General features: G+C 70.4%; 17 protein-coding genes and 2 pseudogenes. 15 read left to right on the forward strand and 4 right to left on the reverse strand.

Translation table 11 applies throughout. The features are described from left to right. Positions 1-82: 82 nt before the first annotated feature. Both aceB and aceA read right to left on the reverse strand, forming a co-directional pair. A pseudogene (aceB, locus tag QE374_RS12620) lies at positions 83-1,778 on the reverse strand (malate synthase A). Positions 1,779-1,817: 39 nt separating this feature from the next. Then, positions 1,818-3,134, reverse strand: coding sequence for an isocitrate lyase (gene aceA / locus QE374_RS12625; protein WP_309735367.1), 1,317 nt, complete (start codon positions 3,132-3,134; stop codon positions 1,818-1,820). Positions 3,135-3,270: 136 nt separating this feature from the next. Between aceA and QE374_RS12630 the strand changes: the two genes are divergently transcribed. Further along, positions 3,271-4,728, forward strand: coding sequence for a helix-turn-helix domain-containing protein (locus QE374_RS12630; RefSeq protein WP_309735369.1), 1,458 nt, complete (start codon positions 3,271-3,273; stop codon positions 4,726-4,728). A 13-nt stretch (positions 4,729-4,741) separates the two neighbouring features. Here QE374_RS12630 and QE374_RS12635 read toward each other — a convergent pair whose 3' ends face one another. After that, positions 4,742-5,425, reverse strand: a complete 684-nt coding sequence (locus tag QE374_RS12635) for an amino acid deaminase (protein ID WP_309735371.1) — start codon at positions 5,423-5,425, stop codon at positions 4,742-4,744. A gap of 53 nt (positions 5,426-5,478) precedes the next feature. Between QE374_RS12635 and QE374_RS12640 the strand changes: the two genes are divergently transcribed. The 13 genes and pseudogenes from QE374_RS12640 (at position 5,479) to QE374_RS12705 (ending at position 19,051) form a co-directional block, all read left to right on the forward strand. After that, positions 5,479-6,135, forward strand: coding sequence for a hydrolase (locus tag QE374_RS12640; RefSeq protein ID WP_309735374.1), 657 nt, complete (start codon positions 5,479-5,481; stop codon positions 6,133-6,135). Positions 6,136-6,176: 41 nt separating this feature from the next. Then, the gene (phnD, locus tag QE374_RS12645; protein WP_309735376.1) at positions 6,177-7,154 is read left to right on the forward strand and encodes a phosphate/phosphite/phosphonate ABC transporter substrate-binding protein; all 978 of its coding nucleotides are present in this window, start codon (positions 6,177-6,179) and stop codon (positions 7,152-7,154) included. Next, positions 7,151-7,966 (forward strand): phosphonate ABC transporter ATP-binding protein, encoded by an 816-nt coding sequence (gene phnC / locus QE374_RS12650; protein WP_309735378.1) that lies wholly within the window; start codon positions 7,151-7,153, stop codon positions 7,964-7,966. Before phnD ends, phnC begins: the two co-directional genes overlap by 4 nt. Continuing rightward, positions 7,963-8,763: a phosphonate ABC transporter, permease protein PhnE gene (gene phnE / locus QE374_RS12655; RefSeq protein WP_309735380.1), complete on the forward strand. Its 801-nt coding sequence runs from the start codon at positions 7,963-7,965 to the stop codon at positions 8,761-8,763. The genes phnC and phnE (QE374_RS12655) overlap by 4 nt, the downstream gene beginning before the upstream one ends. After that, entirely contained in the window at positions 8,760-9,593 is an 834-nt protein-coding gene (gene phnE, locus QE374_RS12660; RefSeq protein WP_309735384.1) for a phosphonate ABC transporter, permease protein PhnE, read from the forward strand. The genes phnE (QE374_RS12655) and phnE (QE374_RS12660) overlap by 4 nt, the downstream gene beginning before the upstream one ends. Further along, complete coding sequence (locus QE374_RS12665; protein WP_309735386.1) at positions 9,583-10,440, forward strand: MurR/RpiR family transcriptional regulator; 858 nt, start codon at positions 9,583-9,585, stop codon at positions 10,438-10,440. The genes phnE (QE374_RS12660) and QE374_RS12665 overlap by 11 nt, the downstream gene beginning before the upstream one ends. A gap of 123 nt (positions 10,441-10,563) precedes the next feature. Continuing rightward, positions 10,564-12,146, forward strand: a pseudogene (locus QE374_RS12675) (glucoamylase family protein). Between the two features lie 206 nt (positions 12,147-12,352). Beyond that, on the forward strand, positions 12,353-12,808 hold the full coding sequence (locus tag QE374_RS12680) for a TetR/AcrR family transcriptional regulator (RefSeq protein WP_309735393.1): 456 nt from the start codon (positions 12,353-12,355) through the stop codon (positions 12,806-12,808). Positions 12,809-12,908: 100 nt separating this feature from the next. Next, positions 12,909-14,171, forward strand: a complete 1,263-nt coding sequence (locus tag QE374_RS12685; RefSeq protein WP_309735395.1) for a sugar ABC transporter substrate-binding protein — start codon at positions 12,909-12,911, stop codon at positions 14,169-14,171. A 4-nt stretch (positions 14,172-14,175) separates the two neighbouring features. Further along, the gene (locus QE374_RS12690) at positions 14,176-15,126 is read left to right on the forward strand and encodes a sugar ABC transporter permease (protein ID WP_309735397.1); all 951 of its coding nucleotides are present in this window, start codon (positions 14,176-14,178) and stop codon (positions 15,124-15,126) included. Between the two features lie 11 nt (positions 15,127-15,137). Beyond that, a complete protein-coding gene (locus QE374_RS12695) occupies positions 15,138-15,992 on the forward strand; it encodes a carbohydrate ABC transporter permease (RefSeq protein WP_309735399.1) in 855 nt (284 codons plus the stop codon). A 32-nt stretch (positions 15,993-16,024) separates the two neighbouring features. Then, the gene (locus QE374_RS12700) at positions 16,025-17,869 is read left to right on the forward strand and encodes a glycoside hydrolase family 3 N-terminal domain-containing protein (RefSeq protein ID WP_309735401.1); all 1,845 of its coding nucleotides are present in this window, start codon (positions 16,025-16,027) and stop codon (positions 17,867-17,869) included. Positions 17,870-17,908: 39 nt separating this feature from the next. Further along, on the forward strand, positions 17,909-19,051 hold the full coding sequence (locus tag QE374_RS12705; protein ID WP_309735403.1) for a LacI family DNA-binding transcriptional regulator: 1,143 nt from the start codon (positions 17,909-17,911) through the stop codon (positions 19,049-19,051). 22 nt (positions 19,052-19,073) lie between these two features. Here the strand turns inward: QE374_RS12705 and QE374_RS12710 are convergent, their stop codons facing one another. Further along, positions 19,074-20,600, reverse strand: a complete 1,527-nt coding sequence (locus QE374_RS12710; protein WP_309735405.1) for a PucR family transcriptional regulator — start codon at positions 20,598-20,600, stop codon at positions 19,074-19,076. 85 nt (positions 20,601-20,685) lie between these two features. On the opposite strand from QE374_RS12710, the gene gabT reads away from it, so the two are divergent. Continuing rightward, entirely contained in the window at positions 20,686-22,041 is a 1,356-nt protein-coding gene (gabT, locus tag QE374_RS12715) for a 4-aminobutyrate--2-oxoglutarate transaminase (protein ID WP_309735407.1), read from the forward strand. Positions 22,042-22,045 lie beyond the last annotated feature (4 nt).

Consider the following 22,045-nt stretch of genomic DNA (forward strand, 5'->3'; position numbering starts at 1 on the left):
TCTTTTGCAGGAGTTCGGGCGTGGGCACGCGCAGTCCCCGGCCGCCCCGCGGGGAGCGAAGCGACCGGGGATTGCGGAGCGATCAGCGTTCGACGAGGAACCGGGAGTACGCGCCGAGCGTCAGGAACGACGGGAACTCCGCGCCCAGTGCCACATCGCGGAACACCTCGGCCGCGTCGTCGAACCGGTCGCCGTCACGCCGTTCCACCTCGCCGAGCACCTGCGCGATCAGCCCCTCGATGTATTCGCGGGTGATGCGGGTGCCGTCCTCGGTCGTGCGGTCCTGGTGGATCCACTGCCACACCTGAGAGCGGCTGATCTCGGCGGTCGCCGCATCCTCCATCAGGTTGTCGATCGCGACGGCGCCGAGACCGCGCAGCCACGCCTCCATGTAACGGATGGCGACCGACACGTTCCCGTGCACTCCCGCCGTCGTGATGGGGCGTCCGATGTGCACATCGATGAGCTGCGCGGCCGTCACCTCGACGTCGTCGCGCTGACGCTCCAGCTGGTTCGGGCGGTCGCCGAGCACGGCATCGAACTCCGCACGGGCCACGGGGATCAGGTCCGGATGCGCCACCCATGTGCCGTCGAAGCCGTCACCGGCCTCGCGCTTCTTGTCGGCGGCGACCTTCTCGAAGGCGCGCTCGGTGACCTCGAGATCGCGGCGATTCGGGATGAAGGCGCTCATGCCGCCGATGGCGAAGGCGCCGCGCTTGTGGCAGGTCTTGACCAGCAGTTCGGTGTAGGCCCGCATGAACGGCACCGTCATCGTGACCTCGCTGCGGTCGGGGAGCACGAAGCGCGCGCCGCGGCCGCGGTAGTTCTTGATGATCGAGAAGATGTAGTCCCAGCGTCCGGCGTTCAGCCCCGCGCAGTGGTCGCGCAGCTCGTAGAGGATCTCCTCCATCTCGAACGCGGCGGGCAGCGTCTCGATCAGCACGGTCGCGCGGATCGTGCCGTGCGCGAGACCCAACCGTCGCTCGGTGAAGCTGAAGACGTCGTCCCAGAGCTTCGCCTCTTCGCTCGATTCGAGCTTCGCGATGTAGAAGTAGGGACCCGCGCCGTTCTCGATCAGCCGGTGCGCGTTGTGGAACGCGTAGAGACCGAAGTCCACGAGCGAACCGGATGCGGCGAGCGTGCGGCCCGAGCGGTCGGTGAAGCCGAGGTGCTCCTCGACGAGGTGCCAGCCGCGCGGGCGCATCACGATCGTCGGGGTCTCGGTCGCCGTCACCTCGTAGCGCTTGCCCTCGTTGCTCGTGAACGACAGCTGCCCGCGGATGGCGTCGAAGAGCGACAGCTGCCCCCTCGATGACGTTGCGCCAGGTGGGGCTCGTGGCATCCTCCTGGTCGGCCAGCCAGACCTTCGCCCCGGAGTTGAGGGCGTTGATCGTCATCTTCGGATCGGTCGGTCCGGTGATCTCGACCCGGCGGTCCTCGAGCCCGGGGCCGGCGCCGGCCACGCGCCAGGAGGCGTCGTTGCGGATGCGGGCCGTGTCGTCGCGGAAACGGGGGTCGTGTCCGTTGCCGATCTCGTAGCGCCGCCGCATCCGGTCTGCGAGCCGGTCGTGCCGGCGCCCGGCGAAGCGGTCGTGCAGTTCGGCCAGGAAGCCGAGGGCTTCGGGGGTGAGGATCTCGTCGTACCGCTCGCGGAGCGGGCCGCGGACCTCGATGGCGGGGCTGTGGGTTCCGGTGGCGATCGGACCGGTGCCGGGGTGGCGTTCGTCGCCGCGGATGCGGGTGGTCTCGGGCGCGAGGCCCGTGGCGGTGGGGGTCATGGCACTGCCTTTCGAAGGCGGGAGGAAACGGAAGGGGGGTCAGTGGAACTGGGCGGTCTCGGTGGAGCCGGCCAGTGCCAGGGTCGCGCTGTCGGGGTTGAGCGCGGTCGAGACGTGGTCGAAGTAGCCGGTGCCCGCCTCGCGCTGGTGGCGGGTGGCGGTGTAGCCGCGCGCTTCTGCGGCGAACTCGGCCTCCTGCAGCTCGACGTAGGCGCTCATGGCGCGCTGGGCGTAGCCGGCGGCGAGGTCGAACATGGCGTAGTTGACGGCGTGGAATCCGGCCAGGGTGATGAACTGGAACTTGTAGCCGAGATCGGCGAGGTCCTGCTGGAACGTCGCGATCTGCTCGTCGCTCAGGTGCCGCTTCCAGTTGAAGCTGGGCGAGCAGTTGTAGGCGAGGAGCTTTCCGGGGTAGCGCTCGTGGATGGCCGCGGCGAACGCGCGGGCGAGCTCGATGTCGGGCTCGCCGGTCTCGACCCAGATGAGGTCGGCGTACGGCGCGAAGGCGAGGCCGCGGCTGATGACCGCGTCGATGCCGGGGCGCACCCGGTAGAAGCCCTCGGAGGTGCGCTCGCCGGTGGTGAACTCCTGATCGCGCGGGTCGACGTCGCTCGTGAGCAGGTCCGCGGCGAGAGCATCCGTGCGGGCGATGATGACCGTCGGCACGCCCGCCACATCCGCCGCCAGGCGCGCGGCGTTGAGGGTGCGGATGTGCTGCTGCGTGGGCACGAGCACCTTGCCGCCGAGGTGGCCGCACTTCTTCTCGCTCGCGAGCTGATCCTCCCAGTGGATGCCGGCGGCACCGGCCTGGATGAGCGACTGCGCGAGCTCGTAGGCGTTGAGCGGCCCGCCGAAGCCGGCCTCGGCGTCGGCGACGATGGGGGCGAGCCAGTCCTGCGTGATCTCGCCCTCGGCGTGCTCGATCTGGTCCTGGCGGATGAGCGCGTTGTTGATGCGGCGCACGACCGCCGGCACCGAGTTGGCGGGGTAGAGGCTCTGATCGGGGTAGGTCTGGCCGGCGAGGTTGCCGTCGGCGGCGACCTGCCATCCCGACAGGTAGATCGCCTTCAGGCCCGCGCGCACCTGCTGCACGGCCTGTCCGCCGGTGTAGGCGCCGAGTGCGCGGATGTAGTCCTCCGTGTGCAGCAGGTTCCAGAGGTTCTCGGCGCCGCGGCGGGCGAGCGTGTTCTCCTCGCGCACCGAGCCGCGCAGGCGGATGACGTCCTCGGCCGAGTAGGTGCGCTCGACGCCGTCCCAGCGCGGATCCGTGTTCCAGATCTCCTGCAGCTCGGCGGCGGTCTGCGTCATGTCACCCGCGCGCAGCGGGCCCTGGGCGAAGGGGGCGGTGCTGGTCATGTCGGTCTCCTGTGATCGAAGGGACGGTCGTCGTCCCGAGGCGTGTGACCACTGTGGGTGAAGATTGCGGACACGAACCGAGGTTTTCGGGGAGAAGATTGCTCGTTCTTCTGTTCTTGTGACACAATCCCGATCCATGACGATCGAAGAAGATCCGATGACCGACGACGCCGACGCCCTGACGATCGGGCGCCGCATCCGCCAACTGCGCACGGCGCAGGGCATGACGCTCGACGCGCTCGCGTCCGCTGTGGAGCGCGCACCGAGCCAGCTGTCCATGATCGAGAACGGCAAGCGCGAGCCCCGTCTCACGCTTCTGCGGGCCATCGCGAAGGCGCTCGGGACGACGGTCGACGCGCTGCTGGAGGCCGAGCCGCTCGACGAGCGCGCCGCCATGGAGATCGCGCTGCAGCGGGCGATGAAGGGGCAGACCTTCCAGGCGCTCGGCATCGACGCGTTCCGCATCGGCAGGTCGGTGCCCGACGAGGCGCTGCGGGCGATGCTGGCGCTGCACGGCGAGATCGATCGGCTGCGCGATGAGCGCTCCGCGACGCCCGAGGAGGCGCGGCGTGCGAACGTCGAGCTGCGCGATCTCATGCGCGAGCAGAACAACTACTTCGCCGATCTCGAGACCGAAGCGCGGGCGATCCTGGATGCGGTGGCGCACCCCGGCGGCCCGCTGACGCAGCGATCGGCGAGCGACATCGCGGCGCACCTGGGCTTCACGCTGCACTACGTGCCCGACCTGCCGCAGACCACCCGCAGCGTCGCCGACCTCAAGCACGGGCGCCTCTACCTCTCGAGCCGGGTCGCCGCGAAGGGCGATGCGCGCACGGCGGTGCTGCAGGCGCTGTCCAGCCGCATCCTCGGGCATCGCGAACCCAAAAGCTACGCCGAGTTCCTGCGCCAGCGGGTCGAGACCAACTACCTGACGGGCGCCCTGCTCGTCCCCGAAGCGCACGTCGTTCCGGTGCTCACCGATGCCAAAGGCGACAGGGCGATCTCGATCGAGGATCTGCGCGATCTCTACTCGGTCTCGTACGAGACCGCCGCCCACCGCTTCACGAACCTCGCGACGGTGCACCTCGGCATCCCGGTGCACTTCCTCAAGGTGCACGAGTCGGGCACCATCACGAAGGCGTACGAGAACGACGACGTGAACTTCCCGGCCGACCGACTCGGCGCGATCGAAGGGCAGATGTGCTGCCGGCGGTGGACCAGTCGAGTGGTCTTCGACGTCGACGATCGCTTCAACCCCTACTACCAGTACACCGACACGGGCAACGGCACGTACTGGTGCACGGCCCGTGTCGAGTACTCGAGCGAGGGGGCGCACTCGATCAGCGTCGGCGTGCGCTTCGAGGACACGAAGTGGTTCCTGGGGCGAGACACCGCCAACCGCGGAGTCTCACGGCACTCGGTCGAGGTGTGCTGCCGGCGCGCGCCGGCCGAGCTCGAGAGCGCCTGGCGCGAGAACTCCTGGCCCAACGTCCGTACGCCCCGCACCCTGCTCGCGACCCTGCCCACCGGAGCCTTCCCCGGCGTCGACACCACCGAGGTCTACGAGTTCCTCGAGGCGCACTCACCGGGCTGAGGGAGCGGGGTCCTCATTCGACCGCGTTCCAGCGCAGTCGGGGAGGCCCCGCGTCGATGGCGGCGAGAGTCTCGGCGGGGGAGGAGATCGGGAACGTCGTCACGAGGCGCTCACCTGCCCCGCGATCGATCGCGTAGGCGAGGGCGAAGGGCCCGGATGCACTGCGCCGCCCGATGGCGATCCGCGCGCGTACCGGCCCGATCCGCTCCTCGCGCACCGGGTGCTCGGCCAGCAGGGCGCGCGCGGCACCCGTGATGCGCGCGAGCGGCGTGACGGAGACGGCTCCGCCGCTCAGGGCCTCGGCGTGGAAGAGCGTGCGCTCGCCGTAGGCAGCGGCCAGCCCCGCATCCAGCCACCGCTCGCGCTTGAGTCCGTAGGGCGTCTCGGCGAGGGAGAAGAGGTACCCGTAGACGTGCACGAGGCCCGCGTTGCCTGCGGGCCAGGTCGCATCCAGACCGGCCGCGGCGTGCAGGTGGTGGAAGAGGGCCTCGGGCACGACCGGCTCCTGGGTGTTCTCATCCACCGCCGAGGAGAGCTCCCACGCGTCGAACAGGCCGCCCGCGGCATCCCGGCGAATGGATGCGGCGACGCCGGGCAGGAGCGCGAGTGCCGCGGTGGGGTCGTCGATGGCGCGGCGGGCCGCCGCATCCACGTGATCGGTCGATGATTTAACCGGCTGTTCATCGGGCGTGGTCATTGCGTCCACAATCCTCCTTCACCATGGACGAAGCGTCCACCTGAAGGAGCCCCGTGCCACGTCCTGTTCTCATCTTCGACTTCGACGGTACCGTCGCCCTCGGCGACGGACCCGTGCTGGCCTACGCCGCATCCGTGGCCGCGGCCGGTCGTCTGCCGGAGAGCTTCGTCGCCGAGGTGCGGCGGGGGCTCGACGACCCGAGTGCGCACGACGCCGTCGACGGCTACGACCTCGTGCGCATCCTCGCCCTGCGCGAAGGCGCCGACGAGACGCACCTGGCGTTCGGCTACCGCGCGAGCCGCGGGATGCTGGCCACCTCCGCCGCTCCGATCGGCACGCCCGCGGGGCTCGCGCGGCTGCTCGACGAGGTCGATGCGGAGCGGATCCTCCTCACGAACGCGCCCGATGTGCGACTGGCCGAAGCGCTCGCGGCGGTGGGGCTCGCCGGGCGCTTCGACCGGATCGTCACGGATGCGGCCAAGCCCGCGGGACTGGAAGCACTCCTCGACGAGCTCGACCCCGCCCGGCCCGTCCTGAGCGTCGGCGACATCTGGCGCAACGACCTCGCCCCCGTTCACGCCCGCGGCCACGCCACGGCGCTCGTGGGCGCATCCGCCGCTCCCGACGCCCGACCGACCTATCGCGCCGCGCGCCTGGACGACCTCCTCGACGACATCTCCCGCTGGGCGCTCGCCGCCCGCGTCGACTGAGCCCACCGACCCGCACACCACCCCGATCCGAAGGACACCACATGAACATCACCCGCCTGCGCCTCGGCGCCGCAGCCGCCGTCGTGGCGGCCGCATCCCTGCTCCTGGCCGGCTGTGCCGGCTCGGCCGACCCCGGAACGAGCGGTGCCGCGGCCGACCCCGACTCCCTCGTGCTGGCGCTCGTTCCCTCGCAGGACCAGAACGGCCTCGTCGACACCGCGAAGCCCCTGACCGACATGCTCACCGAGAAGCTCGGCATCCCGGTCACGGGCGTCGTCGCGAAGGACTACCAGGCGGCGGTCGAGGCGATGGGTGCGGGCCAGGCCCAGATCGGCTTCCTGCCCTCCCTGCAGCTCTGGCAGGCGAGCGACAAGTACGGCGCCAAGGTCGTGCTGCAGACCGAGCGCAACGGCAACATCACCTACCCGGCGCAGTTCATGACGAACAACCCCGACAAGTACTGCGAGGACACTCCCGTCGAGCGCGACGGGATGCTCTTCTGCAACGGCGCCGACGCGATGACGGGGCCTGCCGGTCTGGACTCCATCACCAAGGTGAAGGGTGCGAAGGTCGCGATGCTCGGTCCCGGGTCTCCCGCCGGCTACATCTACCCGGTGCTGGCGCTGCAGGAGGCCGGCATCAACACCGACAGCGACATCGAGAAGCTCCCCGTCACCGCGAACGACGCATCCGTCCTCGCGGTCTACAACGGCGACGCCGAGGTCGGCTTCAGCTTCTGGGACGCGCGCACGATCGTGAAGAAGGACGTCCCGGATGTGGGTCAGAAGGTCGTCGTGTTCGCGATGACGGACGAGATCCCCAACGACGGCGTCGCCCTCACCTCCGACCTCTCGCCGGAACTGCAGCAGAAGATCACCGACGCACTCGAGGAGTACTCGAGCTCCGATGAGGGCTCGAAGGTGCTCCAGAGCATCTACTCCATCACCAAGCTCGCTCCCGCCGACCCGTCGTCACTCGACGTGGTCGCCCGCGCGGCGCAGCAGCTGGGTCTGCAGTGACGTCGTCTCTCCACCGGGAGGCCGGGGCTGCGGCCCCGGCCTCCTGGCCCATCCGCCTCCGCGACGTCCAGGTGCGCTACCCGAACGGCACAATGGGACTGCGGGGTGTGAGCCTGGACATCGCCGCCGGCGAGATGGTGGCGATCGTCGGGCTCTCCGGATCGGGCAAGTCCACCCTCATCCGCACGATCAACGGACTCGTCCCCATCTCCGCGGGTTCGCTGACGGTCGGCGACACCGAACTCGCGGGCGCGAGGCCCCGCACGCTCCGGCGTCTGCGCGGCGGCATCGGCATGGTGTTCCAGGGCTTCAACCTCGCCGGGCGCACGAGCGTCCTGAACAACGTGCTCGTCGGACGACTCACGCACACCCCCACCTGGCGCACGCTCCTCGGCGCCTACACGCCGGCCGACAAGCAGCTCGCCTACGAGGCGCTCGAGCGCGTCGGCATCCTGGCGAAGGTCTACGACCGCGCCTCGGCGCTCTCGGGCGGTCAGCAGCAGCGCGTCGCGATCGCCCGCGCCCTCGCGCAGCAGCCGCGGATCGTGCTCGCCGACGAACCCGTCGCGAGCCTCGACCCGCCCACGGCGCACGGCGTGATGGGCGACCTCCGCCGCATCAACCGCGAGCTCGGCATGACGGTGCTGGTGAACCTCCACCTTCTCGACCTCGCACGCGAGTACGGCACACGGCTGATCGGGATGCGGGCGGGCGAGCTCGTCTACGACGGCTCGGCCGCCGATGCCACGGATGCCGACTTCGCCGGGATCTACGGCCGGTCGGTCACGGCCGAGGATCGGCTGGGTTCGTGAGCACGTCGTCGCTCGAGCTGCCGCCCAGGCCCGGCGGCAGATGGCGGGGGTGGGCGATCGCCGCCGTCATCGCCGCGGTCACCGTGTTCACGTGCCTGCCCGTCGTCGGGATCGACTTCGACCTGAGCGGCATCGCCCGCAACTGGCAGCACGGCGCGAGCAAGGTCCTGGGACTGTTGCAGCCCGACTGGTCGTTCTTCCCGCGCACGGTCGGACCGCTCCTGGAGACGCTGCAGATGGCCGTCATCGGAACCGCCGTCGGCGCGCTCGTCTCGCTTCCGCTCAGCTTCCTCGCCGCCCGCCCGACCAATCCGCATCCGTGGCTGCGCGGCGCCGTGCGCACCGTGCTGAACGTGGTGCGTGCCGTCCCCGACCTGCTGTCGGCCGCCGTGCTCGTGGCCATGGTCGGCGTCGGTGCGCTTCCCGGCATCCTCGCTCTCGTGCTCTTCAACGTCGGGATCATCGTCAAGCTCGTCTCCGAGTCGATCGACGCGATGGATGCGGGCCCGATCGAGGCGGGCCGCGCGGCCGGCGGCACCCAGCTGCAGGTCAACCGCACCCTCGCCCTGCCGGATACCTGGCCGGCGTTCGTCGCCCAGACGCTCTACGTGTTCGAGCTCAACGTCCGCGCCTCGTCGGTGCTGGGACTCGTCGGTGCCGGCGGGCTCGGACTGCTCATCGACGCCGTGCGCACGTACTACCGCTACGACCAGCTCTCGCTCATCATCCTGGAGATCCTCGTGCTCGTCGTCCTTCTCGACGCCCTGAGCGCCGCCGTGCGACGGAGGCTCGTATGAGCGCGGTCGACACCTCGCCGGCGCGCACCGCGCCCGCCTTCGCGCTGCCCGAGCGACCGCGTCGACCTCTCGTGCTCGGCATCGGCGTCGGCGTGACGGTGATCGTCGTCGCCGCCTTCTGGTCCGTCGACATCACATGGTCGCGGCTGGGGGAGCTTCCCGCCGCGATCGTGCGCTACATCTGGCTCATGTTCTCGGCCCCGGACTGGTCGAAGCTTCCCGAGGCTCTCTGGCAGACCTGGCGCAGCGTCGAGATGGCCTGGGTCGGCACCGTGCTCGGCGTGATCGTAGCGACGCCGCTGAGCCTGCTCGCCTCCCGCGGGTTCGGACCGGTGTGGCTGCGCGGGGTGCTGCGCCTCGTCTTCTCCGTCATCCGTGCGGTTCCGGAGATCATCTTCGCGATCATCATCCTGTCGATGACGGGACTCACGCCGCTCACAGGCGCCCTCGCTCTCGCGATCAACGGCGTCGGCACGCTCGGCAAGTGGGGATACGAGGCGGTCGAGGCTGTGCCGCAGGGGCCGATCGAGGCGGCGCGTGCCGCCGGCGGAAGCACGCTGCAGGTGTTGCGGTGGGGTGCGTGGCCGCAGGCCGCCCCGGCGTTCCTGTCGTTCTGGCTCTACCGGTTCGAGATCAACGTCCGCTCGTCCGCCGTCCTGGGCCTGATCGGCGTGGGCGGAATCGGCGACATGCTGACCACGTACACCCAGTACCGTGAGTGGTCGACGGTGGGGATGCTGCTGATCGTGGTCATCGCGGTGACGATGACGATCGACGCGATCAGCGGCGCGGTCCGCCGCAGGATCATGGAGGGTGCGCGTGTCCGCTGACGCTGCCACGACCGTGCGCATCGCCGCGCTGCGCAACGTCCTGCAACCCACCGAACGGCGGGTGGCCGACCTGATCATGTCGGAGCCGGAGATCGTCGTGGAACTGACGGCGCAGCAGCTCGCGGATCGGGCGGGGGTCGCGCGCTCCTCCGTCGTGCGGGCGTGTCAGCGCCTCGGCTACCGCGGGTATCCCCAGCTGCGGGTCGCCCTCGCCGCGGAGCTCGGTGCGCAGCCGGATGCGGCGACCGATCACGGCGTGGGGGTCCTCGGTCGCATGCGCACGGCGATGGACCGTGCGGCGCAGGCGCTCGTGGGGTCGGCCGGACTCCTGACCGAGGATGCGGTCGCCGCCGCCGTGTCGCGCATCGTCCGCGCCCGGCGGGTGCTGGTCGTCGCCAACGGCCTGTCGTCCCCGCTCGCGAGCGATCTCGCGATGCGGCTGACCGCGGTCGGTCGTCCCGCCGAGATCGTCGCCGACCCGATCGCGCAGCAGATCTCCGCGCGCCAGCTCACGAGCGACGACGTCTGCCTCGTGATCAGCGGCTCGGGGGCGAACGAGGCGAGCGTCCGCGCCGCCCGCGCCGCCGACGCCGCCGGCGCGGCCGTGCTTCTCATCACCTCGTTCGTCGCGTCCACGCTGACCGAGATCGCCGGCCTCTCCCTCGTCCTGGCACCGGCGGGTGCGACGTTCCGCGACGAGCTGGAGCACACATCCCGCGCCGTGCACGCCGTCTTCGGCGAGGTGCTCGTGGATGCTGTCGCGGCGGAGCTGGGGGAGCGCTCGCCCCGCGTCCGTGCCCAGGTGCTCGAGATCCTCTCCGAGAACCTCGCCGACCCCGCCGAGTGAGCACGGGTGCTCGTCCGGCGGACGCGGCCGCCGGTGTCCGGGGGTCTTGAATGAAAACCAATCACGTGTAAGGGTTTTGGGACTCGGTTCCCCCCGGAGCCGCTTTCGATGAGGAGAGCGACGATGAGAAAGACGACCCGTTTCGTGCTGGCCACCGCATCCGCGGCGGTGCTGGCGGTGACGACCGCGGCGCCCGCGCTGGCGGATGCGGTGCCCACAGGTCACGGCCACGGCCACGGCCATGACACCAGCGAGACCCGCACGTTGGAGCGCTACGCCGCCGACACCTGGGCATCGCTGGTCGCGATGACGGACCCTGACACCGGCCTGCCATCGGATAACATCGACGGCGCACTGCAGAGCGCGGGGGCGCCTACACCTCGCCGACGAACATCGGCGGCTATCTGTGGTCGACGGTGACCGCCCGCGACATCGGGCTGATCGATCGACGGGAGGCCCGTGATCGGATGCGGGCGACCCTCGACACGCTCGACCATCTGGAGCGCAACGACGCCAGCGGCATGTTCTACAACTGGTACGACCCGGCTTCCGGCGCCAAGCTGACGACGTGGCCCGATTCGGGCGACCCCGTCGAGCCCTTCCTGTCCACGGTCGACAACGGCTGGCTCGCCGCATCCCTGCGCATCGTGCGCGAGGCGGAGCCGAGCCTGGCCCGCCAGGCGGACGCCCTTTACCGGTCGATGGACTTCGGCGCCTTCTTCGATCCCGCGGGTGCGGCCGGGCTTCCGGCCGGCACGAACCGCGGCGGGTTCTGGGACTCGCCGCCCACGGGCTGCAGCGTCGAAGCGCCCATGTACAACGGCTCGGGCGAGACCGCGTACTACACCTGCCACCACTACGACACGACCGTGAGTGAGAGCCGTATCGCGACGTATCTGGGCATCGCGAACGGGCAGATCCCTCCGACGGCGCTGTACGGCACGCACCGCACGATGCCGCCCGGCTGCGACTGGGCTTGGCAGGAGCAGCTGCCCACCGGCACCACGCGCACGTACGCCGGCTTCGACGTCTGGGAGGGGGTCTACTCCTACGACGGCATGAGCTTCGTGCCCAGCTGGGGAGGCAGCATGTTCGAGGCGCTCATGCCCGATCTGCTCATTCCCGAGACCGAGTGGGGAGAGAGCTCGTGGGCGCTGAATCATCCGATCACCGTCGCGGTGCAGGAGCGCCACGGGCAGGACGCCGGCTACGGCTACTGGGGCTTCTCGCCCGCCAGCGATCCGTTCGGCGGCTATGCCGAGTACGGCGTCGACCTCGCGGGGATGCGCTCGGACGGCTACACCTCCGATCGGGAGAAGACCGACGTCGACATCGACCGGCCCGGCTGCTCGGTGGGCACCAATCCCGACCCGCAGTTCGGCGACGGCGTGGTGACCCCGCACGCGAGCTTCCTCGCCCTGCCCTACGACCGTGAGGGCGTCCTCGACAACCTTTCGCGCATCGAGGACGACCTCGGCGCGTACGGGCCCGGCGGCTTCTACGACGCGGTCGCAGTGCACAGCGGCACGATCGCCGAGCGCTACCTCTCACTGGACCAGTCCATGATCATGGCCGCCATCGGCAACGAGCTGACCGGCGATAGCCTCAAGGACTACGTCGTGGATCGTGACATGGAGCGCACGCTCCGGCCCGCGATGCGGGCGCAGGTCTTCAGCTCGAGCTGGGGGGAGCCCGGCGGTCGATGACGAGAGGGATGCGGTGAGCACACCCGATGACCGGAGTCGGGAGGAGACGGCGCAGGACGCCGTCTCCTCCCGGACCCGTGGCAAGCGCGGCAGCTACGCGAAGGGGCAGGCCCGTCGCCAGCAGATCGTCGAGGAAGCACTCATCGTGTTCGCCCGCAGCGCGCTTCGACGCAGGGTCGCTGCGGGCGATCGCCCGGGGCGTGGGGATGACCCCGGCGGGGCTGCTGCATCACTTCTCGAGCAAGGAGGAGCTCTTCGTCGAGGTCCTCCGCCAGCGCGACGAGCGCATCCGAGCGGCGGTCGGGGATCCCGCCGAGCACAGGCTCATCGAGCAGAGTGCGGATGTGGTCGCCTACAACCAGAGCGCACCCCGTGGTCTCTCCGCGCTGTACACGACGGTGGCCGCGGATGCGATCGATCCCGCCCACCCGGCGCACCGGGAGTTCGTCGACCGCTATCGCGACTCGGCCGCATCCGCCGAGCGCATCATCGCAGCGGGGCAAGCCGCGGGAGAGATCCGTACAGACGTCGATCCCGCCCGTGCCGGCAGGCTCATCAGTGCCGTGATGGACGGCCTGCAGCAGCAGTTCCTCCTCGACGAGGAGATCGACATGGTCGCCCTCTTCGACGAGTTCGTCCGCGGTTATCTGCGCCCGCTCTGAGCGTGCTCTCCACGGTTCTCCACGACGGGGTTGCGTTCGTTTAAGCGCTTAAGTACCGTAGTGACGACGCCATCAGGTGTGTCTCGTTCAAGGAGGAACCATGAAACATGTTCGGCTCGGCGCCGTCGCGCTGCTCGCCGTCGCCGCCCTCAGCCTGGCGGGATGCGGACGAGCAGATGACGCAGGAACGGCGGCCCAGGAAGCGACGACCATCGGAAGCGAGCCCGCGACGGGCAAGATCACGATGTGGGCGATGGGGACCGAGGGCGAGGCCCTCCCTGACTTCGTCAAGACGTTCGAAGAGGCCAACCCCGGCGTCGAGGTCGACGTCACCGCCATCCCGTGGGATTCCGCGTACAGCAAGTTCCAGACCGCGATCGCCAGCGGCAACACCCCCGACATCGCCATGATGGGCTCGACCTGGATGGCCGACTTCGCCGACGCGTTCCAGAGCGTCCCCACCGATCTCGACACGTCCGGCGCCTTCCCGGGTGCCGTCGAGTCCAACAAGGTCGGAGATCGCGCGGCGGGCGTGCCGTGGTACGTCGACACGCGTGTGCTCTACTACCGCACCGACATGGCAGAGCAGGCCGGCTGGACGAGCGCGCCCACCACCTGGGACGAGCTCAGCCAGATGGCCGCCGACATGAAGTCCAAGGCGGGAGCGGAGTACGGCATCCGCCTGCCCGCCGGCAACGACTCCTTCCAGGGCACGCTCTGGATGCCCTGGTCAAACGGTGCCTCGCTCGAGGACGGCTCGGCGTGGACGCTCGACACCCCGGAGATGGTCGAGGCGTACGAGTACTACCAGAGCTTCTTCACGGACGGACTCGCCAACCCGTCGGCGGATCGCTCCTCCGGCGCACAGGAGGCGGACTTCGTCGCCGGTCGTACTCCGATGCTCGTCGACGGTCCGTTCATGATCGGCTCGCTCGAGAAGCTCGGCGGTGCGGACTTCTCCTCGAAGTTCGCGACGGCGGTGCTCCCGGCGAAGGAATCCTCCACCTCCTTCAGCGGCGGCTCGAACCTCGTCGTGTTCGACGGGTCCGACAACGCCACCTCCGCGTGGAAGCTCGCCAAGTGGCTGAGCGAGCCCGAGACGCAGGCGCGCTGGTACGACCAGACCGGCGACCTTCCCGCCGTCCAGGCGGCGTGGAAGGACGAAGCGCTCGCCTCCCAGCCGACGCTCGCCGCCTTCGGCACACAGCTCGAGACCGCCAAGTCCGTCCCCGCGACGACGACCTGGGTGAAGGTCGCCGCGGCCGGAGACGCCGTGCTCGAGAAGGTGCGTCTGGGAGCCATGACCCCCGCCGACGCGATGAAGGAGCTTCAGAGCAAGGCCGACGCGGTGGGGCTGGACTGATCCCATGACGCAGACATCACTGGCCGCGACCGGGGCGGCCATCGCCGGCTCCGGTCGCGCCGGCGGTGGCCGCCGCCCGAGCCGTCGTCGGCGTCAGGGCCTCATCGCCTGGGGGTTCGCGCTCCCGTTCGTCCTGGTCTTCGCCGCCTTCATGGTCGTGCCGATCGTGGGCTCGTTCGCGATGTCGTTCACCGACTTCCGCGCGCAGGACATCCGCTCGCCGTTCGCGGTCAACTTCGTCGGCCTCGACCAGTACCTGGCCGTGCTGGGAGACCCCACCTTCCTGAAGTCGGCCGGCGTCACCGCGACGTTCGTCGTGATCGGCATCCCCGTCACGATGGCGGTCGCGCTCGCGCTGGCTCTGGCACTCAACTCGGGCGGTGGCCGGATCGTCTCCTTCCTCCGCGTGGGGTTCTACGCGCCGGTGGTCACGAGCATCGTCGCGGTCTCGGTCGTGTGGCGGTACATCCTGCAGCCGGAGGGGCTGCTGAACGCCGCACTCGCCGTGGTGGGCATCCAGGGGCCCGACTGGCTCAACGACACCACCTGGGCCTTGCCCTCGCTCATCGCGATGGCGGTCTGGCGAAACGTCGGAACGCTCATGGTGATCTTCCTCGCGGGGCTCCAGGCGATCCCGACCGACGTCAAGGAAGCCGCCGTCATGGACGGGGCCTCCGCCTGGCGCCGCCTGACCGCGATCACCCTGCCGCTGCTGCGCCCGACGCTCCTGCTCGGTGCCGTCCTCATCTCGGTCGGCTTCCTGCAGTTCTTCGAGGAGGCCTTCGTGATGACGCAGGGCGGACCGCTCGACTCGACCCTGTCGGTCGCCTACTACACGTTCAAGCAGTTCGGCTTCGGCGAGTACGGCACCGCATCCGCTGCGAGCTACATCCTGTTCCTCGCGATCGCGCTCGTGAGCCTCGTGCAGTTCCGGCTGCTGCGTTCGAAGGACTGAAGGAGGAGATCATGACCTCGACGACGATGGCCTCCCGCCGCGCTCGCCGCGCGCTGACCGGGCGCGCCCTCACCTACACCGTGCTGGTCGCGGGGCTGATCGTGTGGGTTCTCCCGTTCGTCTGGATGCTGCTGGGCTCCGTCAAGACGCAGAGCGAGATCCTGCAACGCCCGCCGACCTGGCTGCCGCAGCAGATCACCTGGGACAACTTCGCCCAGTGGTTCGGCCCCCTCGACATCGGCCGGTTCTTCACGAACAGCGTCGTCGTGGCCCTGCTGACCGTCCTCGGCAACCTCGTGTTCTGCTCGATGGTGGGCTACGCGCTGGCGAAGATGGACTTCCCCGGCAAGAAGGTGCTCTTCGCCGTCGTGCTCATCACGCTCATGGTGCCGGGCATCGTGACCTTCGTGCCGCTGTTCGTGATGGTGTCCTCGTTCGGGCTCACCAGCAGTTACGCCGCGCTGATCCTGCCGTTCGTCACGACGCCGTTGGGCGTGTTCCTCATGCGGCAGTTCATGCTGGGCATCCCCGACGAACTGCTCGAGGCGGCGCGCATCGACGGCGCGGGGGAGCTGCGCATCTTCGCCCGCGTGGTGATGCCGCTGTGCGGGCCGCCGCTGGCGACGCTCGGCATCCTCACCTTCCTCGCATCCTGGAACAACTTCCTCTGGCCGCTCGTGGCCGCCCAGAGCGAGGACATGTACACCCTTCCCGTCGCCATCTCGCTCTATGCGACGGGGCAGAACGCGACCGACTACGGACTCCTGCTCGCGGGCTCCGTGCTGGTGATCGCCCCGATCATCCTCCTGTTCGTGTTCCTGCAGCGCTACTTCATCCAGGGAGTCGCGACGACGGGACTCAAGTGAGCACCGTCGACACGCACCCCAGAAAGGCCCCCATGTCCGCGACCTTCTCGACCGCCCCCGACGGCACCCGCTACCGCGACCTGAACGGCAACGGCGTGATGGATCCGTACGAGGATCCGCGCCTGTCGCCCGAGGAGCGCACGGACGACCTGCTGGGTCGGCTGAGTCTCGAGGAGAAGTGCGGGCTCATGTTCCAGACGGTCATCGAGGTCGGCGAGGACGGCGCGCTCCTCGAGCACCCCGGACGCATCTCGAAGTCGCCCACGACGACCGTGGTGCGCGGCAAGCACATGAACCACTTCAACGTGCACGCCATCCGCACCGCGCGGCAGGCGGCCACCTGGAACAACGCCCTCCAAGCCCTCGCGGAGACGACACCGCACGGCATCCCGGTGACCATCAGCACCGATCCGCGCCACGCCTTCGTCGAGAACACGGGGGTCGCCTTCTCGGCCGGCCCGTTCTCGCAGTGGCCGGAGGGGCTCGGTCTGGCCGCCATCGACGACGTGGAAACCGTGCGCGCCTTCGCCGACATCGCGCGGCAGGAGTACGTGGCCGTCGGCATCCGCGCCGCGCTGCACCCGCAGATCGATCTCGCGACGGAACCGCGCTGGGGGCGTCAGGCGCAGACGCTGGGTCAGGATGCGCAGCGCGTGGCCGAGTTCACCGCCGCCTATCTGCAGGGGTTCCAGGGCGATCGGCTGGGGCCGGACAGCGTCGCCTGCACGACGAAGCACTTCCCGGGCGGCGGTCCGCAGAAGGACGGCGAGGACGCCCATTTCCCGTACGGTCGGGAGCAGGTCTACCCCGGCGGCATGTTCGAGTACCACCTCGAGCCGTTCCGCGAGGCCATCCGACGCGGGACGGCAGGGATGATGCCGTACTACGGGATGCCCGTGGGCCTCGAGCGCGGCGGTGAGCCGATCGAGGAGGTCGGGTTCGGTTACAACCGGCAGATCGTGACCGACCTGCTGCGCGGCGAGCTCGGCTACGACGGCGTCGTCGTCACCGACTGGGAGCTCGTGAACGACAACCACGTCGGCGACCAGGTACTCCCGGCGCGCGCGTGGGGGGTCGAGACGCTCACCCCGATCGAGCGCATGGCCAAGATCCTGGATGCGGGCGCCGACCAGTTCGGCGGCGAGGAGTGCGTCGAACTGCTGCTGGAGCTCGTGCGCTCGGGTCGCGTGAGCGAGGAGCGCATCGACGAGTCGGCGCGCCGGCTGCTGCGGGTCAAGTTCGCCCTCGGCCTGTTCGACGACCCCTACGTCGACGTGGACGCGGCAGAGCGGATCGTGGGCAACGCCGACTTCCGCGCCGCCGGGGAGCGCGCCCAGGCGCGCTCGCTGACCGTCCTGCTCAACCGCGAGGGCCCCGAGGGGGCGACCCTTCCGCTGACGAAGGCGGCAGCGCTGTATGTCGAAGGGTTCGCCGACGAGGACGTCGCCGAGCTCGGAACGACGGTCGACGATCCCGCATCCGCCGACCTGGCGATCGTGCGGATCAAGGCTCCGTTCGATGCCCGCGACGACCTGTTCCTCGAGGCGTGGTTCCACCAGGGCTCGCTCGACTTCCCGCCCGGGCTCGTCTACCGCCTCCAGCAGATCGGACGGAAGTGCCCGTTGGTGCTGGTGGTCACGATCGACCGCCCCGCGATCCTGACCCCGCTCGTGGCGGATGCGGCGGCGATCGTCGTCGACTACGGCAGCTCTCCGCGCGCGGTGATCGACGCCTTGACCGGTCGCGTGCGGCCCGAGGGGCGGCTGCCCGTCGAGCTGCCGCGTTCGATGGCCGCCGTGCGCGCGTCGAGGGAGGATGTACCGTCGGATACGGGGGATCCGCTGTTCCCGGTGCGTCACGGGTTGCGACTCGCGTAGCGCACCGCAGGGGCCGCCTGAGGGAAGGATGTTGCACGCGTGAGTGAACGCCCGCGGACGCGCCGCACGACCGTCTACGACGTCGCTCAGGAAGCGGGCGTGTCCATCGCCTCCGTCTCGTTCGCGTTCCGCCGCCCCGAGCAGCTCAGCGAGGCGACGCGCGAGCGCGTGCTGGAGGCCGCGAGGCGGCTCGGCTACGCGCCGAGCGCGTCGGCGCGAGGGCTCGCGCGCGGGCGCACCGGCATCCTGGGTCTGCACGCGTTCGACCTGATGCTCGAGCGCGCCCACGAGCCGGAGGCGCGGGTGCGGGCGTTACGCGACCTGCACAGCCCCGATCTCGAGGGGCCGCGCATCATCCCGTGGGCCGAGACCGACGACGAACTCCTGGCCGACCCGAGGGCGTTCCCGCTCTACGTCGACGAGGTCCAGCGCGGATTCGCCCTGGAGTGCTGGGTGATGGGCAGGCCCGTCATGCTCAGCAGCGGCTCGGACAGCGACGTCTCGGTCGCGGACACGGCGGGGCGCGTGGACGGGCTCGCGATCTTCCCGTCCGAGGGGTCTGCGGCCGTCCTGTCGCGCTTCTCCTCGTCCATCCCGATCGTCCTCTTCTCCGCGGCGCCCGCGGCGGACGGGCACCACCGGGTGCGCATCGACAACATGCACGGGATGCGCGAGATGATGACGCATCTGATCGTGGAGCACGGCGTCCGCTCGTTCGCGTTCGTCGGACGACTGGACTCCTGGGACGGTCAGGAGCGCTTCGCCCAGTACCGGGCCAGCCTTCTGGAGGCGGGGCTCGCCCCGGAGGACGAACCGGTCGATGCCACGGTGCGCGGACCCGACCGGATGGCCGAGCACCTCCACGCGCTCGCCGCAGCCGGCCGGATGCCGCGGGCACTCGTGTGCTCCACGGACCAGAACGCGCTGGCCGCCATGGATGTCGTGCACGAGCTGGGGTTCCGTGTGCCCGACGACGTGCTCGTGACCGGGTTCGACGGCATCCTCGCCGGGCGGCTGAGCACGCCGGCTCTCACCACGGTGCGTCAGCCGATGGAGGCGATGGGCAGAGCTGCGGCCCGCATCCTCGCGGGGACGGCAGGCCCGCTCCCCGAGGACGGTTCGCCCTTCGACGCCGTGTTCGCCCCGGCACTCGTCTTGCGCGCCAGCTGCGGCTGCGACTGACGTCTCGCCCGGATGCGGCCGGTCAGTCCAGTGCGCGCAGCGCGAGCCAGAGCTGGGCGCGTACGGCGAAGGAGGACAGGTCCACACCGAGCACGCGCTCGGTGAGCGCGAGACGGGCCCGCACGGTGTGTCGATGCACACCGAGTGCCCTGGCGGCGGCTTCATGAGCGGTGTCCGCCGCGAGCCAGGCGTCGAGGGTGGTCACGAGGGCGGTCGCGTGCTCGGCGTCGTGGCGCAGCAGCGGCTCCAGCTCCGCGCGGGCGATCGCGCCGACGCGCTCGTCGTCGAGAACGGAGAGCAGGCCCCCGCGCACCTCCGCGAACGCCGCGATCGATCCCGCCGAAGCCCGCTCCCGGGCCACCCGCGCCTGCGAGAGCCCGACGGGAGCCGTATCGAGCGTCGCGGGAGCGGAGACGCCCATGCGCAGGCCGAGCTTCGCGGCGAGCTCGGCGAACACCCCGTCTCCCACGGGCGCCGCCAGCAGCAGTCCGTCCTCGATCCGGCCGAAGAACAACGAGCCGCCGCGGGCGGCGACAGCGCTCTCCAGCCATTGGAGGACGTCCTCGCGCCGGGCGGCCTCGGCATCCGTCAGACCGATCGTGATCGCCCCCGCGGCGAGCGAGCCCCACAGCGGCTTCGACACGCGCCGCACGAGCGTGCTGTCGCCGGCCAGCAGAGCCTCCGCGAGGCCCGCTCGAAGCACGGCGGTGGCCTGGGCGAGGGCCTGTCGCTGCTCGAGCGCGAGCCCCGCCATCGCGACGGCCGTCGTGACGACTCCGCGCGCCTCGCGGTCGAACACCTCGGCCGACACGGCGATCGCGCCGCGCAGACGTCCGCCGCGGCCGAGGGTCTGCACGTGGAACCCGGTGGAGCCGATGTGCAGCGAGGATCCCGCCCGTGCCCCGCGGCGCAGCAGCGCTGACACCTCGTCGCGCAGGTCGTCACGCGTGGCCGCATCCAGAGACGCCGCCGGATGCTCGTGGGTCAGGGCTCCGGCGGCATCGAACATGCCGACCCAGCCGCTCAGCTGTCTCGCGAGCTCGTCCAGGGTCGCCGCGAGCCCATCCGCACGCAGCGCCGCCAGCGAGAGCGCGCGCCCGGCGGCGAGCGCCCAACTGCGCCTCGCGTACTCCTCGGCCGCGATGGCCTGAGCGTTCGCGCGGGCGACGGCGATGAACGGGGTGCGGTAGGGCACCTCGAACAGCGGCAGCCCGTGGGCGCGGCATGCCGCATCCAATCCGCGGGGGATGCCCTCGCGCACCACCTCGGTCCCGAAGCCGAGGGCGGTGATGCCGCGTCCTCGGAGTCTTGCGACGTAGGCGTCGAAGTCGGGTGAATCGTCGTCGGAGCCGAGGAACTGCGTGCCGGTCGTGAGCAGCACGAGCCCCTCCGCCAGGAACGGCGTCGGATCGGCGAGGTCCGAGCTGTGGACGCCCTGTACGCGCGCCGCCCGCGTGGCGGCGTCGAGCTCTCCCGCCGCACGCAGGTCGAGGTCCCGCCGGGCGAGAAGGGAGCCGAGGGTCGGGCTGTCCCCGAGAGACGTACTCATGTTGTACATCGTGGCGCATCCCATCGGCGTGCGTGTACGTTCAGGCGAGTGCAGCGCGCTCCGCGTTCGCCCTACGCTCGCGGCCATGAGCATCGCCGACGTCACCACTGCGCCCCTGGGCGGACCCTCGCTGCCGCAGGAGCGGCGCCTCGTCACCGCCATCCCCGGCCCGCGCTCGCAGGAGCTGCTGGCGCGCAAGGCCGCGGCGGTTCCCGCCGGCGTCGGTCACACGGTGCCCATCCACGCGGTGGCCGCGGGCGGCGGTGTGGTCGTCGATGCCGACGGGAACTCGCTCATCGACCTCGGCTCCGGCATCGCGGTCACCTCCGTCGGCAACGCGCACCCCGGCGTCGTGGCCGCCGTGCAGGCACAGGCGGCCCAGTTCACGCACACCTGCTTCATGATCTCGCCGTACGACTCGTACGTCGCGGTCGCGGAGGCCCTGAACCGGCTCACCCCGGGTGAGCACGAGAAGCGCACCGCGCTGTTCAACTCCGGTGCCGAGGCCGTGGAGAACGCCGTCAAGATCGCCCGCAAGTACACCGGCAAGCCCGCGATCGTCGCCTTCGATCACGGCTACCACGGCCGCACGAACCTCACGATGGCCCTCACCGCGAAGGCGATGCCGTACAAGAGCGGCTTCGGTCCCTTCGCCGGCGAGATCTACCGCGCCCCTCTCTCGTACCCCTTCCGCGACGGCCTCGGCGGAGCGGATGCGGCCGCGCGCGCGATCTCGATGATCGAGAAGCAGATCGGCGCGGACAACCTCGCGGCGCTCGTCATCGAACCCATCCAGGGCGAGGGCGGCTTCATCGTTCCTGCCGACGGTTTCCTCCGAGCTCTCGTGGACTGGTGCCGCGCGAACGACGTCGTCTTCATCGCGGACGAGGTGCAGACGGGCTTCGCCCGCACCGGCGAGATGTTCGCGAGCGACGGGTTCGGCATCGTGCCCGACCTGGTCACGACCGCCAAGGGCCTCGCGGGCGGACTGCCGCTCGCCGCCGTCACCGGCCGGGCGGAGATCATGGACGCCTCGCACGCCGGCGGGCTCGGCGGCACCTACGGCGGCAACCCGATCGCCTGCGCCGCGGCGCTCGCGGCGATCGACGCGTACGAGCACGAGGGGCTGGTCGAGCGTGCCCGCGAGATCGGTGCGATCCTCACCGCCCGCCTCGAGGCGCTCCAGCAGGCCGACCCGCGCGTCGGCGACGTCCGCGGCCGGGGCGCGATGGTGGCGGCCGAGTTCGTCGACCCGGCGACGGGGGCTCCGGACGCATCCCTCGCCGCCGCAGTCGCGAAGGCTGCCATCGCTGAGGGAGTGATCCTGCTGACCTGCGGCACCTACGGCAACGTGATCCGATTCCTGCCGCCCCTCTCGATCGGCGACGACCTTCTCGGCGAGGGACTCGACGTCCTCGCCGCATCCCTCGCCGCCGTCTGAGACG

The organism is Microbacterium sp. SORGH_AS_0428 (genome assembly GCF_031453615.1).
Taxonomy (GTDB): domain Bacteria; phylum Actinomycetota; class Actinomycetes; order Actinomycetales; family Microbacteriaceae; genus Microbacterium.